Source organism: Salinibacterium sp. AL4.1, from assembly GCF_059767305.1.
Genome location: NZ_JBSOQK010000001.1, coordinates 1,821,529 through 1,837,549, shown reverse-complemented (window position 1 = coordinate 1,837,549; position 16,021 = coordinate 1,821,529). Strand labels below are relative to the sequence as shown.

Annotated in this window: 13 protein-coding genes; 6 read left to right on the top strand and 7 right to left on the bottom strand. The window is 62.9% G+C overall.

The window, feature by feature from the left end; all coding sequences use genetic code 11:
- Positions 1-67: 67 nt before the first annotated feature.
- Together ACWTV3_RS08860 and ACWTV3_RS08855 are read right to left on the bottom strand one after the other, a co-directional pair.
- Positions 68-433, bottom strand: coding sequence for a cupin domain-containing protein (locus ACWTV3_RS08860; protein ID WP_498477820.1), 366 nt, complete (start codon positions 431-433; stop codon positions 68-70).
- A 47-nt stretch (positions 434-480) separates the two neighbouring features.
- Entirely contained in the window at positions 481-684 is a 204-nt protein-coding gene (locus tag ACWTV3_RS08855; protein WP_498477819.1) for a hypothetical protein, read from the bottom strand.
- Positions 685-1,240: 556 nt separating this feature from the next.
- Here ACWTV3_RS08855 and ACWTV3_RS08850 point away from each other — a divergent pair.
- From ACWTV3_RS08850 to ACWTV3_RS08840, 3 genes are all read left to right on the top strand, one after another.
- Positions 1,241-4,006, top strand: coding sequence for a cell wall-binding repeat-containing protein (locus ACWTV3_RS08850; RefSeq protein ID WP_498477818.1), 2,766 nt, complete (start codon positions 1,241-1,243; stop codon positions 4,004-4,006).
- Between the two features lie 159 nt (positions 4,007-4,165).
- Positions 4,166-5,140, top strand: coding sequence for a 1-phosphofructokinase family hexose kinase (locus tag ACWTV3_RS08845; protein WP_498477817.1), 975 nt, complete (start codon positions 4,166-4,168; stop codon positions 5,138-5,140).
- Positions 5,141-5,188: 48 nt separating this feature from the next.
- Positions 5,189-5,584: a GntR family transcriptional regulator gene (locus tag ACWTV3_RS08840; RefSeq protein WP_100387683.1), complete on the top strand. Its 396-nt coding sequence runs from the start codon at positions 5,189-5,191 to the stop codon at positions 5,582-5,584.
- Between the two features lie 15 nt (positions 5,585-5,599).
- Here ACWTV3_RS08840 and ACWTV3_RS08835 read toward each other — a convergent pair whose 3' ends face one another.
- Together ACWTV3_RS08835 and ACWTV3_RS08830 are read right to left on the bottom strand one after the other, a co-directional pair.
- Positions 5,600-6,220, bottom strand: coding sequence for a response regulator transcription factor (locus tag ACWTV3_RS08835; protein ID WP_498477816.1), 621 nt, complete (start codon positions 6,218-6,220; stop codon positions 5,600-5,602).
- A complete protein-coding gene (locus ACWTV3_RS08830; RefSeq protein ID WP_498477815.1) occupies positions 6,217-7,518 on the bottom strand; it encodes a sensor histidine kinase in 1,302 nt (433 codons plus the stop codon). Before ACWTV3_RS08830 ends, ACWTV3_RS08835 begins: the two co-directional genes overlap by 4 nt.
- Before the next feature lie 163 nt (positions 7,519-7,681).
- Between ACWTV3_RS08830 and ACWTV3_RS08825 the strand changes: the two genes are divergently transcribed.
- Both ACWTV3_RS08825 and ACWTV3_RS08820 read left to right on the top strand, forming a co-directional pair.
- The gene (locus ACWTV3_RS08825; protein ID WP_498477814.1) at positions 7,682-8,755 is read left to right on the top strand and encodes an FtsX-like permease family protein; all 1,074 of its coding nucleotides are present in this window, start codon (positions 7,682-7,684) and stop codon (positions 8,753-8,755) included.
- Positions 8,752-9,468 (top strand): ABC transporter ATP-binding protein, encoded by a 717-nt coding sequence (locus tag ACWTV3_RS08820; protein ID WP_498477813.1) that lies wholly within the window; start codon positions 8,752-8,754, stop codon positions 9,466-9,468. The genes ACWTV3_RS08825 and ACWTV3_RS08820 overlap by 4 nt, the downstream gene beginning before the upstream one ends.
- 38 nt (positions 9,469-9,506) lie before the next feature.
- Here the strand turns inward: ACWTV3_RS08820 and ACWTV3_RS08815 are convergent, their stop codons facing one another.
- Both ACWTV3_RS08815 and ACWTV3_RS08810 read right to left on the bottom strand, forming a co-directional pair.
- Positions 9,507-10,319, bottom strand: a complete 813-nt coding sequence (locus ACWTV3_RS08815; protein WP_498477812.1) for an aldo/keto reductase — start codon at positions 10,317-10,319, stop codon at positions 9,507-9,509.
- A 90-nt stretch (positions 10,320-10,409) separates the two neighbouring features.
- The gene (locus tag ACWTV3_RS08810; RefSeq protein WP_498477811.1) at positions 10,410-13,880 is read right to left on the bottom strand and encodes a bifunctional proline dehydrogenase/L-glutamate gamma-semialdehyde dehydrogenase; all 3,471 of its coding nucleotides are present in this window, start codon (positions 13,878-13,880) and stop codon (positions 10,410-10,412) included.
- Positions 13,881-14,007: 127 nt separating this feature from the next.
- Here ACWTV3_RS08810 and ACWTV3_RS08805 point away from each other — a divergent pair, with 127 nt between their 5' ends.
- Complete coding sequence (locus tag ACWTV3_RS08805; RefSeq protein ID WP_498477810.1) at positions 14,008-14,901, top strand: LysR substrate-binding domain-containing protein; 894 nt, start codon at positions 14,008-14,010, stop codon at positions 14,899-14,901.
- 60 nt (positions 14,902-14,961) lie between these two features.
- On the opposite strand, the gene ACWTV3_RS08800 is transcribed toward ACWTV3_RS08805, so the two are convergent.
- Positions 14,962-15,954: a LacI family DNA-binding transcriptional regulator gene (locus ACWTV3_RS08800; RefSeq protein WP_498477957.1), complete on the bottom strand. Its 993-nt coding sequence runs from the start codon at positions 15,952-15,954 to the stop codon at positions 14,962-14,964.
- Between the last annotated feature and the right edge of the window lie 67 nt (positions 15,955-16,021).

The following is a 16,021-nucleotide window of genomic DNA, read 5'->3' as shown; positions in this document are numbered from 1 at the left end:
CGATCGTTCGCAGCGCCCCTAGGCTAGACAGAAAGTCGAGAAAATGTCGAGCGGTGCACGGTGCGGGCTAACTCAATTCACGCAGCGGCGAGGTTCTGTCGCCACCAGCGTCGCCGGTGTTCACCGTTCCGCCCAGTTCGATGATGACGGCGGATACCTCGTGCTCAGCCTTCGGGCAATGCTCGACGCCGCGCGGAATCACGAAGAGTTCGTTGGGGCCGAGCACGACGTCGCGATCCCGCAGTTGGATCGTGAGCTCTCCCTCCACCACCAGAAACAGCTCATCCGTTTCGGGGTGGGAATGCCACACGAACTCGCCCTGCAGCTTCACGATTTTCACGTCGTGATCATTGACGCTTGCAACTCGGTGTGGCTGCCAGTGCTCGGAGACGCTGGCGAAGGCGGCGGTAAGACTGACTGCGGTAACTGACATGGGCAACGATAGCGGGGTGCGCGTCGACGCCCGCGGCGGCAGCCGAGCTACTCGGTGTATTCGATCGCGGCGATCAGCTGGATGTTCTGCGAAAAAATGCCTTCCCACATGCTGGTCGACCGCTGTGTCAGCGCCGTCACGCGAGCGTCGGGATATTCGGCCAGTTTCTCGCGCAGCGCAGCCGCCGCGACCTCCAGGTCGGTGCCGGGAACTTTGACGGTGATCAACTGGCGACCCGCAAAATCAGACATGTGCTCATGTTATCGCCGCAGCCCCTTCCTTGACTCAGAGCACAGGCCTCAGCCCCACAATTCGACCGATTTGTCTACCCCTCGCTTCACGAAGGCGAACCGAGTGGTAGACCAGTTTGTCCACCCGACGAACGCTGCCCAAGCCCGCAAGGGGCTCGGAATAGCGGAATTGTGACCGCAATCAGCGCTTTCGCAAGGGTCGCTTCAATTCCGTGTAGACCACTTTGAGACATCTCAGAGTCTCCTGAGAAAAAACCACTTCGAAATCGCCCCCGGCTTTTCGGAGTTTCTCTCGAGACCACTTCTTGCGACCCTATTTTCTCGGATGCCTCGCCGATAGTGTTTCGCCGTATCGCGGGTGGCCGATCACCACGCGTCGATTCGCTTTACCCGAATTACCCTGCACGGCCCGAATTACCCTGCACGGCCCGAATTACCCGGCACGACCTGTCTTACCCGGCATCACCTGTTGCACCCGGCACGACCAGCCTTACCCGGCTTACCTGCACGACCCGATTTACCCATTCACCCTCCGAACCCGAATCTGGAGAGTTTCATGTTGTTGACCCTTAAAAATCCGCCTGCCCACAATCGATCTACAGGTCCACTCCGGACGATCAAGAAGCCCGTCGCTATCGGATCCGCTGCCCTGCTGACCGTTGGCTTGTCCGTCACCGGTGTGCTGCCGGCGAGCGCTAGCGTGATAGCCGCGACCGAGGCGTGCAGCGCCGTAACCCAGGCCCCGATCGCCACCAACCAGATCTCGCAAGGGTGGACGTTCGCCGACACGCGAGCAACTGGCCACAACGACTTCACCGCAGCTGGCCTCCATGTCTGGACCGAGGGCGCAACTTCCTCCGACAAGGCAGCCTCCTACAAGAGCGTCGACATTGCTCTCACGGATGTCGGCATCCCCACCTTGCACTTGGGCGCAACGACAGGAACTCAACCAAGCCTTCAGCTGATCACTGACTTCGACAACGACGGCATCGCTGACGGCATCCTCGTCGGCGAACCCGCCGCTTACCCCGGTGGGGGCTATTGGGTTCCCAACAGCGCCGCCACCTTCGTGAAGGATGCCGCACCGTCACATGCGGGCGGCCACGGAAGCGCTAACCACGGAACGCTCGACGAATGGCTCGTACCGTTCCCCGACGCTCGCGTGCTGCAGATCGGCTACAGCCTCGGCTCAGGCGTCCATGCAGATGCCATCATCGAATCCGTCGAGGTCGGCTGCGTCAACTACGCCTTTGGCCTCGATGACGTCTACGCGGCAACAACCACTGTTGAGGTGACCGACGCAGAAATCGCGCCGTTCGAAGACAGCAACCCGGCCTCGTCGGCGTACAACTACGAGACGTGGCATGAGGGTTACAACAACGCCACCCGGGCTTACTCAACCGAGGCAGATGGTCTTCACTTCGGAGACCCCACGCCGTCGCAAGTCATGTTGGGAACCCCCGGCGCTGTCTCCGCAGCTGAGCTGGAAGCACTCTTGACGAGCGCAAGCATCACCGCGCTAGACGGCAAAGTGACCTTTCAGGTTCCACTGACGTACGGCACGAACAACACCTTCACGACCCTCCGGTCCGAGTTCCTCGCCGTCGGCGCCGAGTCGCACTTCTCGGTCTCCGACAACTGGATCTCCAGCAAACCGTTCAAGAAGAACGACGGCACGACGTACACCCCAGCGAATGCACCCACGATCGCCGACATCGTGGCGTTCATCGGAGCTCAGGGCAACATCACGCTGCTCGGCTTCGGAGTGCAAGCAAGCAACGCGGCGATCGTGCAAAACCTCGTGTTCAACGACACGAAATACAGCTTCGTTCCCACGAGCCTCGAAGCAACGACGAAGCGTGTGTATGTTCCCGAGAGCGAAATCGCTCTCTTCGAAAATAGCGATCCAGCTTCGACGGGCTACAACTACACGAACTGGCACGAGGGTTACAACAACGCGACTCAGTCGTTCTCTGTCGAGAATGATGCCCTGAAGCTGGGCGACCCGTCACACTCTCAAGCCCTCAAGGGCTTGGAGACACCGCTCGACGGTAACGAGCTGTACACCCAGCTAACCGAGCACGCTGCGATTACCGTCGACAGCGGCACCGTCACCTACCAGGTCGCGTTCACCCACGATGGCCCCATCGGCTGGGGTACGCTGCGGTCAACCAGCTTGAGCGCGGGCACCCACACGTTCTCGCTCACCGACCCGTGGGTCTCGAGCAAGGCAATCGGTAGCTCCATCAGCGCGAACACGATGTACCCGCTGGGCGACATCCTCGATGCCTTGGTTGCAGAGGGCAACGCCAAGGGCGCCGCGTTCGGCGTGCAAGCAGACAGCGCCGCACAGATCTCGAGCATCACGTGGGGAGACACCGAGTACACGTTCGGCCCCAAGCCGCCGCCCGCTGTTCAGACCGTGACGCGCCTTGCCGGTAGCGACCGCTACGAGACCGCCGCTCAAATCGCTCAAGAGTGGGACAGCGCCTCCGTTGTCTACATCGCGACCGGAACCGGATTTGCTGATGCCCTCAGCGCGAGTTCGGCTGCCGCTTTCAAGAATGCGCCGCTTCTGCTCACCGACCCCAACGCGTTGTCCGCGGCGGCCAAGGCAGAGCTTCTTCGTTTGAAGCCGAGCAAGGTCATCATCGTGGGCGGCACCGGCGCAGTATCGAACAGCGTGAAGTCGAGCATTCAAGCGCTCTCCTTCAAGCCAACGGTGAGCCGCATTGGTGGCGAAGACCGCTACGAGACATCCCGGATGATTGCGAAAGCGACCTTCCCCGCCTCGTCTGTCACCACCGCCTACCTCGCCGACGGAAGCAACTTTCCTGACGCGTTGACGGCAAGCCCGGCGGCTGCCGACTTTGGGGGGCCCGTCGTGCTGATCCCCGGCAAGGCCAGCACAGTGGATGCCGCAACCGTGACACTGCTCAAGTCGCTGGGAGTGACCTCGATCAAGGTCGCTGGCGGCACGGGCGTAGTCAGCACTGCAATCTCGACGCACCTGAAGACGAAGTTCGCCACCGTGAAGCGCCTCAGTGGCGATGACCGCTACGCCACGGCGGTAGCAGTCAACGCGGATCAGTTCAGTTCCGCAACAACGGTGTACCTCGCTACGGGAGCAGGATTCGCTGACGCTCTCGCTGGTGCCGCTCTCGCCGGTTCGGAGGGCGCACCGCTCTTCATCAGCGAGGCGAAGTGCGTTCCGCAGTCGGTACTGACCGCCATCAGCAGCCTGAACAACCCGAATGTTGTTCTGCTCGGTGGCACCGGAGTGCTGAGCTCCTCGGTCGCCAGCCTGAAGGCCTGCAGCTAACAGAGCACACTACAGAAGAGCGTGGTCGGCGATTGTGCCGGTCACGCTCTTCTTTGTTGTCCGCGCCTAGCGGATGAAAGATCAGCGCGTTTAGACAGGCCCGCGCGGTTTGAGCGGGTTGGCGAATCCGCGAAGGAGCGTCGCAATAAAATGAGGATCATGGCATCCGCTACTTTTCCGCTGCCCACGAGGGCTCGGCCGATCGTGACACTCACGGTGAATCCCGCGCTCGACATCAGCACGTCGACGGCGCAGGTCATCAAGGATCACAAGATGCGCTGCGGCCCCAGCCGGATCGACCCGGGAGGCGGCGGCGTGAATGTGGCGCGCACCATCCAGAGTCTCGGCGGGGATGCGTTGGCCATCTACGCTGCGGGCGGCCTGACCGGTGCAACCTACCGTCAGCTGCTTGAGGCCGAGAACGTGCCGAGTGTGGTCGTGCCGATTGACGGCACCACCCGAGAGAGCTTCACCGTGGATGAAGGCGGCTCGGGCGAACAGTTTCGCTTCGTGCTGCAGGGCCCCGAGTTCTCCGAGGCCGAGTGGCGCAGTTGCCTCGCTGCGCTCGAGGCTGCGATTGTTCCCGGCGGTTATGTCGTCGTGAGCGGCAGCCTGCCACCCGGAGTGCCCACCGACTTTTACGCCCAGGTCGCGCGCCTGGCGCACCAACGCGGAGCCCGCTCGATCATCGACACCTCGGGCGAAGCACTGGCCGCAGCTCTCTCCGAGGGCGTCTATCTCGTGAAACCCAGCCTGCGCGAACTCAGCGAGCTCGTCGGCCGAGAGCTCTCCACCGAGCAGGCCGAAGTGGATGCTGCCGCCGAACTCGTCGCGCGCGGCTCGGCCCAACTCGTGGCCCTCACTCTGGGCGATCAGGGTGCTGTGCTCGCCTCGGCGGCGGGCGTCACCCGTTTGCCAGTGCCTCATGTGCAGGTGCAGAGCGCGGTGGGAGCGGGCGATGCTTTCCTCGGGGCGTTCGTGTGGCGGCTGTCGCAGGGGCGGGATCCCGAGGCCGCGTTCCGCTCCGCCGTATGCGCCGGCAGCGCTACCGCGGCGAAACCAGCCACGGAGATGTGCGCGATTGCCGAAGTAGAAGCGCTCGAGAAACTGCTCCCCGAGGCCACTCGTTACTAGTTGTGAATAGCCTCGGATGCCATAAAAGGGCGTGTGAGACAATTAACCATGGCTGAATCATGGCGTCGCACCCCGACCGAAAGTCCCGTTACTTTCGAGATCGATACCTCGGCGTCGATCCCACCGTTTGAGCAGATTAAGGCTCAAGCTATTGCTCAGATCACGAGCGGCGAGCTGCTCGCTGGCACCAAGCTCGCCACGGTGCGCCAACTCGCGAGCGACCTCGGCATTGCGCCCAACACTGTGGCCCGCGCCTACCGTGAGCTCGAAGCCGATGGCTTTCTGCACTCGCGCGGCCGCAACGGTACCGTCGTCAAAGCCCAGCCCGGCGATGCCGCCGCTCTGCTTCAGCTCGAGGCCAAGGCGTACGCCAGTCGCGCTGCGGAACTCGGCATCAGCGACGACGAAGCCCTGCGCTTCATCACCATCGCGCTCAAGAAATAGCAGCGCAGCTGCGAGCTACCGCAGCACTCCCAGTTCGCGTGCTTTCGACACCGCAGCCGTGCGCGATGACACGTTCAGCTTCGAGAAGATGTGCACAAGGTGCGACTTCACGGTGGTCTGCGAAACGAACATCTCTCCTGCGATCGCTGCGTTCGACATCCCGGCAGCAACCCGCTCCAGCACTTCGATCTCGCGCTTGCTCAGGCTCACTTGCGGCGCCCGCATTCGATCAAGCAGCCGCCCCGCAATGACCGGCGCCAGGGCACTCTCCCCCGCGGCCGCCGCGCGCACCGCCGCGATCAGCTCGTGCGGCGGAGCATCCTTGAGCAAGTAGCCACTCGCGCCGGCCTCGACCGCGCCCAGAATGTCACCATCGGTGTCGTAGTTGGTCAGCACCAAAACGTAGGGGGCAGCATCCAGAGCACGGATGCGGCGCGTGACATCGGCCCCGGTCTCCTGCGCCCCGAACTGCAGATCCATGAGCACCACACTCGGGTTCACCGACTGCACGAGCGCGAACGCTTCATCCGGAGTCGCAGCCTCGCCGACCACCGTCAGGTCGTCTTCGTGCTCCAGCAGTGCGCGCAACCCAGCGCGGACCACGGGATGGTCGTCGGCAATCGCGACCCGAATCATGCGCGCTCCCCCGACTCAGTTGCATCGGCAGCAGCGGAGGCAGCCGAAGCAGCAACGTCGCCAGTCACAGCCCCAGCAGCGCCGGCGGCCTTCGCCACGACGCTCGGCAGCACCGTCAGATCGACCGTCACCGTGGTGCCCTCGCCCGCCTGCGACTCGACGGTCAGCGTGCCATCGAGCTGCTCGACTCGCTCGCGCGTAGCCGTGAGGCCGAACGAATCCGAGACCCCTCGCGCCGAAGCATCCTGAACCACCGCCGGGTCAAACCCGCGACCGTTGTCGGCGATCGTCAGCCGCACGTGCGAATGATCGCGCTCAATCGAGATGGTCGCCTGCGTTGCTTCGGAGTGCTGCACGACGTTCGCCATAGCTCCCTGCGCGATTCGCAACAGCGCGGTTTGTACGGGCATCGGCAGGTCGAGAGCATCCGCCACTCGCACCCGCACTTCGCGGTCGGGGCTTTGCCATTGGGTGTCGGCGAGCCGGCGCAGCGCAGCACCGATCCCCTGTTCTACAAGAGCTGCCGGGGCGAGCTCGCGAATGAAATTACGGGTGTCGGCGAGGTTGGCGGCGGCAGTCTCGCGGGCCAGACGCACATGCTCGAGGCCAGCGGCATCCGGGTCAGCGCGCTCGGCAGCATGCAGCAGCATCTGGATGCTCGACAACCCTTGCGCGACGGTGTCGTGAATCTCGCGCGCGAGTCGCGATCGCTCCGCCAGCACCCCGGATTCGCGTTCAGTCTGCGCCAGCTGGTCACGCGTCTCGAGCAGTTGCTTCACCAACAGTTCGCGATCGGCCGCCTCGGCCGCGAGTGATTTGTAGCCGAGACCGATCACGATTGCGACGCCTGCGCCGACCAGAGGTCCGACGACTCCGCCGACCGTCCACTCACTGTGGAGACCGAGGGCTGCAATGGCCAGCAACGTCGACCCCAGCACCGCGAGGGTGCGCCAGCCGCGCGGCAACAGGTGCAGATAAAGAAAGAACAGCGGGAACACGAGGTAGGCGGCATCCGAGCTCAACCACACCAGCGCCAGCCACTCGGCCGACAGCACGAGCGCCCACACGTACGCGGTCGCCGACTGCGCACTCGCCCCGGAACTCATCGCATGCCGGGCCAAATACCCGCCGAAACCATAAGTGGCGAGCAGCACTACCGCGAGCACGACCACCACCACGGTGTAGGGGTTGCCCTCCACGAGAGCCCGCACGACAACCAGCACGGTTAAAGCAACAAAGAGAATGTGCAAACTGGTGCGCAACCCCACAAAGACAGGGGTCAACGCAGTGTGGCTCATTCTTCGACCCTACTGCCGCGCACGACCCCTCCTATCCACCGAAAGGATGATTGTGGGCTCCGCACTTAGCGTTCGCAAGTGCACCCTCTCGGCCGATGTATCGCCGATACAAACAGAGCAGTCTGGTTACTGTCGCCAATCGTCGACGCCGAAAGGACTCCCCATGTTTGTTGCGTGGCGCGATCTGCGCTTTGCCCGCGGACGATTTGTGCTCATTGGCACCGTCGTTGCCCTCATCACTTTGCTCGTCGGATTTCTAAGCGGCCTCACTGGCGGGCTCGCTGCCCAGAACATTTCTGGCGTTCTTTCGCTTCCCGCCGACCAACTCGTGTTTGCCACCCCGAGCAGCAAGGGGGCGGATGAGGCGAGCTTCTCCGACTCGAACGTCACCGAGAAGCAGGCCACGACCTGGGCTGACGCTGACGGCGTAGTCTCCGCCAACCCCATCGGTGTCTCGCAGACCAAGGCGGAATCCCCCGAGTCCAGCACCGCCATCGCCATCTTCGGCGTCGTCGCTGACTTCGACGACACTGCTCCGAGCGGCGACGGCAAGGTCGGTCTCTCCGAGGATGCCGCCACCGGCCTCGACGTCACCACCGGCGACACCATCACGATCGCCGGCACCGATTACACGGTCGAGAAGGTCAGCGGCAACTGGTGGTACAACCACACGCCCGTCGTGCAGATGACGCTCGACGACTGGCAGGGTTACTCCGCTACGACCGGCAACCCGGATGCCTACGCCACCGCCATTGCGGTTACGGGCGACGCCGACTGGGATGCCATCAATGCCGACGCCGACACCCTCAGCAACTCTGTTCTGCTGTCGCTGACCGCCGTTAGTTCGTTCCGCTCGGAGATCGGTTCGCTGCTGCTCATGGTCGCGATGCTGTTCGGCATTTCCGCCCTCGTTATTGGTGCGTTCTTCACCGTATGGACGATGCAGCGCAAGGCAGACATTGCGATGCTGAAAGCGCTCGGAGCATCCACCTCCTCGCTGATCCGTGACGCTCTCGGTCAGGCTCTCATCGTGTTGCTGATAGGGGTCGGTATAGGTATTGGAATTACCGCTCTGCTCGGCGCTCTCATGGGAGACGCACTGCCGTTCATCCTGAGCCCGTTCACCACGCTGCTGCCAGGCCTCATCATGATTGCGCTCGGTCTTGCCGGAGCCGCTTTCGCCCTGCGTTCCGTCACCACCGCCGATCCACTCACTGCCCTGGGGAGTACCCGATGATCCACCTGAATAACGTCACCCTCACCTTCCCCGACGGTGACGGCCGCGTCACTGCCGTCGATCACGTCACGCTCAGTGCGCGCCCTGGCACCGTCACGGGCATCACGGGCCCGAGCGGATCTGGCAAGTCGAGCCTGCTCGCTGTCGCCGCCACGCTCATCCGCCCCGACTCCGGTCAGGTCATGATCGATGACGTGGATGCCGCCCAGCTGTCCGCCGCCGAAGCCACTGAACTGCGCCGCGACGCCATCGGCATCGTGTTTCAGCAGTCGAACCTGTTGCCCTCGCTGACCGCGCTGGAACAGCTCGCCGTCATGAACGAACTCGGCGCCCCACACAGCCGCGGCAAACGTGCCGAGGTTTCCACCCACGCTCGCGAGCTGCTGGATGCCGTGGGTCTCGCCGACCAGGCTCACAAGCGTCCGCATCAGCTTTCGGGCGGTCAGCGCCAGCGCGTCAACATCGCGCGGGCACTCATGAACGACCCGAAAGTGCTGCTGGTCGATGAACCGACCAGTGCCCTCGACCAGGAGCGCGGCGCGAGCATCATCGAACTCATCCTGCGTCTCACCGACGAACGCAACACGTCAACGCTGCTCGTCACCCACGATCTTGTTCACCTGCCCCGCATGCACGCGGTCGTGAACATGGTGGATGGCGCGCTCGAGTCGGTGCGCAGCGAAGTACGCGGCGAGGCGCCCGTCGCCCTCTAGCGAACCGCCTAAGCGAACCAGCCAAGCTAACCGCCTCGCTAGTGACCGATCTGGTCGGAGTCAGCGCCTGACCCCGGCATGTCAATCGCCGCGATCGCTTCGAGGTCGCGAGAGTCGAGTTCGAAGTCGAAGATCGCAATGTTGTCGGCCAGCCTCTCGGGGTTGGCCGACTTCGGAATAGCGACGATGCCGTTTTGCAGGTGCCAGCGCAACGCGACCTGAGCGGCCGAACGCTCGTGCTTTTCCGCGATCTCGAGCAGCACAGGCTGGTCGAGGATGTCTTTGATGGGGCTCCACGCTTCCGTGACGATTCCGCGGGAGTCGTGGTACGCCCGTTCGGCGAGGCGAGCGTTGGTCGGCGAGAGGTCGACCTGGTTGACGGCCGGAACGGTGGCGCCAGCATCCAGCAGCACATCAAGGTGGGCTGGCTTGAAGTTGGAGACACCGATGGAGCGAGTGAAGCCCTCGGCCTGAAGCTTCTCGAAGGTGCGCCACGTCGACAGGAATTCGCCGCGGTCGGGCAGCGGCCAGTGAATCAGCAGCAGGTCAACGAACTCGAGGTCGAGGCGTTCGAGGCTGCCCCGCAGACCGTCGATCGCGCGATCCTCGCCCTGGTATTGCCCATCCAGCTTGGTCGTGACGAACAGATCATCGCGATCAATACCGCTGCGCCGGATGCCCTCGCCCACGCCCACTTCGTTGCCGTACTTGGCCGCCGTGTCGATGTGGCGGTAGCCGAGCTCGATGGCGGTCGGAACAACAACAGCGACTTCAGCATCGCCGAGCGGCCATGTACCGAGACCGAGTTGGGGGATGCTGTGGCCATCGTTGAGCGCAATCGAAGGGATCATCTTCTTAGGCTAAGCGACGGATATGACAGTGCGCGAGGACTCGCTGAAGCGAATCCCCGCGCACCGTTGTGAACTGGTTATCGAGAGTACTTAGACCTCGAGGGCTGCCATCGCCGGGTCGGGGTTTCCGAAGCGGTGAGCCGTGATCGAAAGCGACTGCTCCTGCACGAAGATCAGCAGTTCAACGCGACCCGAGGTCGTGACTTCTCCCGACCACACAGCGACGTCGGGGTTGCCATCAACGGCTTCCGCGAGCGCGACAGCGGAACCGCCGATGAGGCGCACCCGATTGGTCTTCAACCCTCCCTGAGCCGCACGCTCGTTCCAGCGCGCATCCGACTCAGTGAGAACCTCCGCGACCGAAACCCCCACGTTTGCCGACTCAAACGATTCGGTGAGCAGCGATGGCAGTGGAATAGCGGAGCTGACGTGAACGGTCGCACCGATACGTGCGGCGCCGGCAATCATTCGTACAAGGTGGCCCATCGGCTCGCCCTCGGACAGGCGAATGGTGACAGGCACCGGGCGGTAGCGGAACACGTTGCGTTCAACGCCGAGGGCTGACACATCACGACTGACGCCGAATTCGGTTTCCCACGCGCGCTGGTCGCTTTCGGCGGCACGACGTACACGGTCAAACTCGTCGAACTCCATGCCCGACTGCGCCTTCTTGATGACCGCAGAGACCTGGTCGCTGAGACCGCGAACCTGAATGTCGCGAGCGGCGGGCTGCTCGACGGCTTTCCATTGTCCGAGGGTCATCAGATAGTTGGGTCCACCAGCCTTGGCGTGGCAGCCAACAGCTGAACGCTTCCACCCACCGAAGGGCTGGCGGCGAACAATGGCGCCCGTGATTCCACGGTTGACGTAGGCGTTACCGGCCTGAACTTCGTCAAGCCAACGCGCTACCTCGGTGGGGTCGAGCGAGTGGATGCCCGCAGTCAGACCGTAATCCACGGCGTTCTGCATCTCGATCGCTTCCGTGAGGTTCTTGGCGCGCATAATGCCGAGCACCGGACCGAAGTATTCGGTCATGTGGAACTCGCTGCCGGAAACAACACCGGTGCGAACGCCGGGGGTCCACTGCTTGCCTTCGTCATCAAGCTGACGTGGCTTCACGAGCCAGGTCTCGCCAGCAGCGAGAGTGGTGAGCGCGCCGAGCAGCTTGCCCTGAGCGGGCTCAACAATCGGACCCATCGTCGTAAGCGGGTCCTGAGGCAGGCCAACACGCAGCGTGCGTACCGAGTCAACCAGCTGGCGCTCGAAGCGCTCGCTCGTTCCGACCGATCCGACGAGGATCACAAGAGAGGCAGCCGAGCACTTCTGGCCGGCGTGCCCAAAGGCGCTCTTCGTGACGTCGGCGACGGCGAGGTCGAGGTCTGCGCTCGGGGTCACGATGATCGCGTTCTTACCGCTGGTCTCCGCCAAAATCGGCAGGTCATTACGCCACGAACGGAACATCTCCGCGGTCTCCCACGCGCCGGTCAGGATGACGCGATCAACGGCGGGGTCGGCAATCAGCGTGCGGCCAATTTCGCGATCTTTGAGATCAACGAGCTGGAGAACCTCGCGTGGCACTCCTGCTTCCCAGAGCGCTTCGATCATGACTGCAGCGCTGCGCTGCGAGAGCTTTGCGGGCTTGATAATGACACCGCTACCCGCGGCGAGGGCTGAAAGCACACTGCCGGCCGGAATAGCGACGGGGAAGTTCCACGGCGGAGTAACGACGATGAGCCCGGAGGGCACGAACGTGGCGTCTTCGATCGTGTCGAGGTCGAGCGCACGCTCGGCGTAATAGTGAGCGAAATCAATTGCCTCACTGACTTCAACATCACCCTCGGCGATCGTCTTGCCCGCTTCGTTGGCCATGATTTCGATCAGGCGCGCACGCGAGCTTTCCAACGAATCACCAGCGCGGTGCAGAATCGCGGCACGGTCAGCGGCGGGCATTCCGCCCCAGTTGCGACCGGCAACTGCGGTGCTCGCGATGATCTTCCACATCTGCTCATGAGACGTAACGGCGCCCGCCGTGATCGAGTCGACGCCGAGCTGCGACTCTGCGCTGCGAGCCAAGATAGCGCGACCCCAGGTACGGTTTTCGCCGATAGCGGGATCGGTGTCGGGCACGTTGTTGAAGGGACGGTCGCCGATGATCGCAGCAGGCGTGGAACGGTCCTGAACGCGGTTGGTGATCTGAGCCGGCACATCGAGGTTCGCGAGCGATGCCAAGAAACGGTCTTGCTCCCGAACAAAAATGTGTTCGTTGCTGGAGAGTTCGAAAAGCCCAGACATGAAGTTCTCGGTGCTGGCATTCTCTTCGAGGCGACGCACGAGATAGCTGATGGCCGAATCGAACTCGGTCGGCTGAACGACGGGCGTGTACAGCAGCAGGCTGCCGACATCCTTTCGCACCGCTTCGGCCTGGCCCGTAGCCATTCCGAGCAGCATTTCGAACTCGATGCCCTCAGTCACGCCTCGCTCTTGAGCGAGGTGCCATGCGAAAGCGATGTCGAACAAGTTGTGGCCGGCAACACCAATGCGAACAGCATCGATGTGCTCGGGAGTGAATGCCCAGTCGAGCACGCGCTTGTAGTGAGTGTCGCTGTCTTGCTTGGTCCCCCAGGTGGCCATTGGCCAGTGGTGGGTCACAGCATCAACGTGTTCCATCGCGAGGTTGGCGCCCTTAACAACGCGCACCTTGATGCCGGCACCGCCGCGAGCGCGACGCGCCGTCGACCAGCGCGTCAGTTCTTGCAGCGCGGTGAGGGCATCCGGCAGGTAGGCCTGAAGCACAATGCCGGCTTCCAGCTCGAGCAGTTCTGGCTGGTCGAGAAGCTTCTCAAAGACCGCGATGGTGAGGTCGAGGTCTTTGAACTCTTCCATGTCGAGGTTGATGAACTTCTTCTGCGGCGAGCGCAGCGCGAGCAGGTAGAGCGGGGTGAGGCGGTCGACAACACGGTCGACGGTCTCATCGAAGGCCCACATGGAAAGTTGGGAAACGACCGACGACACCTTGATGGAAACGTAGTCAACGTCATCCCGGTTCAGGAGCGCACGAGTTCCGGCGAGACGGTTATCGGCCTCGTCGTCACCGAGAACAGCTTCACCAAGGAGGTTGAGGTTGAGGTTCACGCCTTCACGACGCAAGTGAGTGAGCGCCTTATCGAGCTTGGCGGGAGTCGCGTCGATGATGAGGTGTCCGACCATCTGACGGAGAACGCGGCGGGCGATAGGCACGATGATCCAGGGCAGGAGCGGGGCGAAGCCACCGCCGACCAGAATCGCAAAGCGGAGGTACCACGGCAGGAAGGCCGGAATGATGTGGGTGAGGCGCTCAAGGTTGCGCCCGGCAACGCGCACGTCTTCGGGGCGCACGACGGTGTCGATGAACCCAAGAGTGAACTCGAGACCGTTCGGATCCTTCAGCACGCCGGCGAGGCGCGTGGCACTCGCGTCGGCAGGAAACTCTTCACTTTCGGCCAGCCACCGGCGAACGGTGCTGATCGTCTGATCCGCGATGTGCTGGTGCGAAACACTGAGGTTGTCGGCAGTCGTTGACATGCTCACGAGAATAGGCCTCCGAACGGGGTATTGGCTGGAACTCTCAGTGTGCGCCCGCTGGTGCCTTTAGCAAAAGCGACGGAAATCGCACAGTTTCAGTTAGAATAAATTAACTATTGGAGGAGAAATGCTCGACGTTCGCCGACTGCGACTTTTGCGAGAACTCAAGCTTCGCGGAACCATCGCTGCGGTGGCCAGTGCGCTGAGCTATACGCCCTCCGCCGTCTCTCAACAGCTGGCTCTTTTAGAGGAAGAAGCGCGGGTTCCTCTGCTCATCAAAGCGGGTCGCCGCGTGCAACTCACGCCCGAGGCAGAGCTGCTCGTCGAGCACACCGTTGCGCTGCTTGAACGTCTTGAACTGATGGAGGCAGAGCTCCACTCCTCCCTCACCGAAGTGCGGGGCACCCTGCGCATCGCCGTCTTTCAGTCGGCTGCCCTCGGCATCATTCCGCAAGCGCTCAGCATCATCGCCACTGAGCACCCGCAACTGCGGATCAAGATGACCCAGCGAGAACCCGAAAGTGCTCTTTTCGAAACGTGGACCCGCGAGTTCGACCTCGTGATCGCCGAACAGTACCCCGGCCATGCCGCACCCCGGCATCCTGACCTTGACATGATTCCGCTCTACGCCGACAAGCTCTCTCTTGCCGTGCCCGCCGACAGCGGCATTACAAGCTTGGCGGATGCCGCCTCCAGTCCCTGGGTGATGGAACCCCGCGGCACCGCCTCCCGCCACTGGGCAGAACAGCAGTGCCGCCTCGCAGGCATCGAGCCCGATGTGCGCTTCGAAACCGCCGACCTGCAGGCGCACATCCGCCTCGTGGAATCGGGCCACGCCACCGCAATCTTGCCGGGACTCGTCTGGGGAACCCGCCTCGCGACCGTCGATTTGCGCCCCATGCCAGGCCTGCCGCGCCGCACCGTGTTCACGTCAGTGCGCGAGTCGAGCGTTAGCCGGCCCGCCATCGTGGCATGCCGCGACGTGCTCGAGCAGGTCGTGCAGTCGTTCGCCGTCGACTAGCCGCTGCTAGCGCTGGCCTTGCTGCTGCTGCTGACGCAGGTGTTGCGGCGCTGCTGCCGCCTACGCCGAATCGCGGATGACGAGCTCGGTGTTCAGCGTCGTCACGGTGTCGACGGCACGCTTTTCAATCAGCGCCACAATCTTTTCGGCCATGCAGCGCCCCATCTCGATGGAGGGCTGGCGCACAGTCGTGAGCGGCGGAGTCGCAGTGCTCCCGTAGTTGTCATCATCGAAGCCGACGACGGCAATATCGGCCGGCACCGATAAGCCAGCTTCGCGAATGGCCGAGTACGCGCCAATCGCCATCTGGTCGTTGGCGGCAAAAATGCCATCGATGGGTTCGCCACGCGCAAGGAGGCGGCGCATCGCCTCGGCCCCCGAAGGCGGCGAGAAGTCGCCCGTCTCTACAAGGTCACTCGTGAGTCCGTGCTTCGACAGAGTGGTGTGAAAAGCCGACAGGCGGTCGACACCCGGGGGCATGTCTTGCGGTCCCGCGATCGTTGCGAGACGCGTGCGACCGGATGCCACCAAGTGCTCAACGGCAGAGCAGGCTCCCGTGAAGTTGTCGACATCCACGTAATAGTTGTCGCCGTCAACGTCGCTGAGCGGGCGCCCACCAAACACGACGGGAAGGTTGCGGCTGAGCTCGGAGTAGGAGTGGTCGCCGGTGTGGTGCGAGACGACCAGCGCGCCATCCACGTTGCCACCCAGAAGATAACGACGAGTTTTGTGCGACGCCGAACTCGACTCGATGATCATGTTGAGCGTGTAATCAGTGTCTTCGAGATACTGCGCAACGCCCTGCACAACCGCAGCGAAGAAGGGGTCGTCGAAGACCTTGGCTGCCGATTCCGGAACCACCATCGCGATGGCTTGCGTGCGCCGGCTCACAAGCGAACGGGCAGCGCGATTGGGCACATAGTTCAGGTGCTCAATCGCGGCCTGAACGACTGCCGCGACATCCGGACTCACCTTGGGAGAATGATTGACCACGCGCGAAACGGTGGCGCGCGAAACGCCCGCCTCTGCCGCCACCATCTCTAGTGTCGGCATTGAACCGCTGCGCCCGTTATCGCTCACAAGCTCGCTCTCTACCTGATCGTTTCTCTAAGAGTAGCGA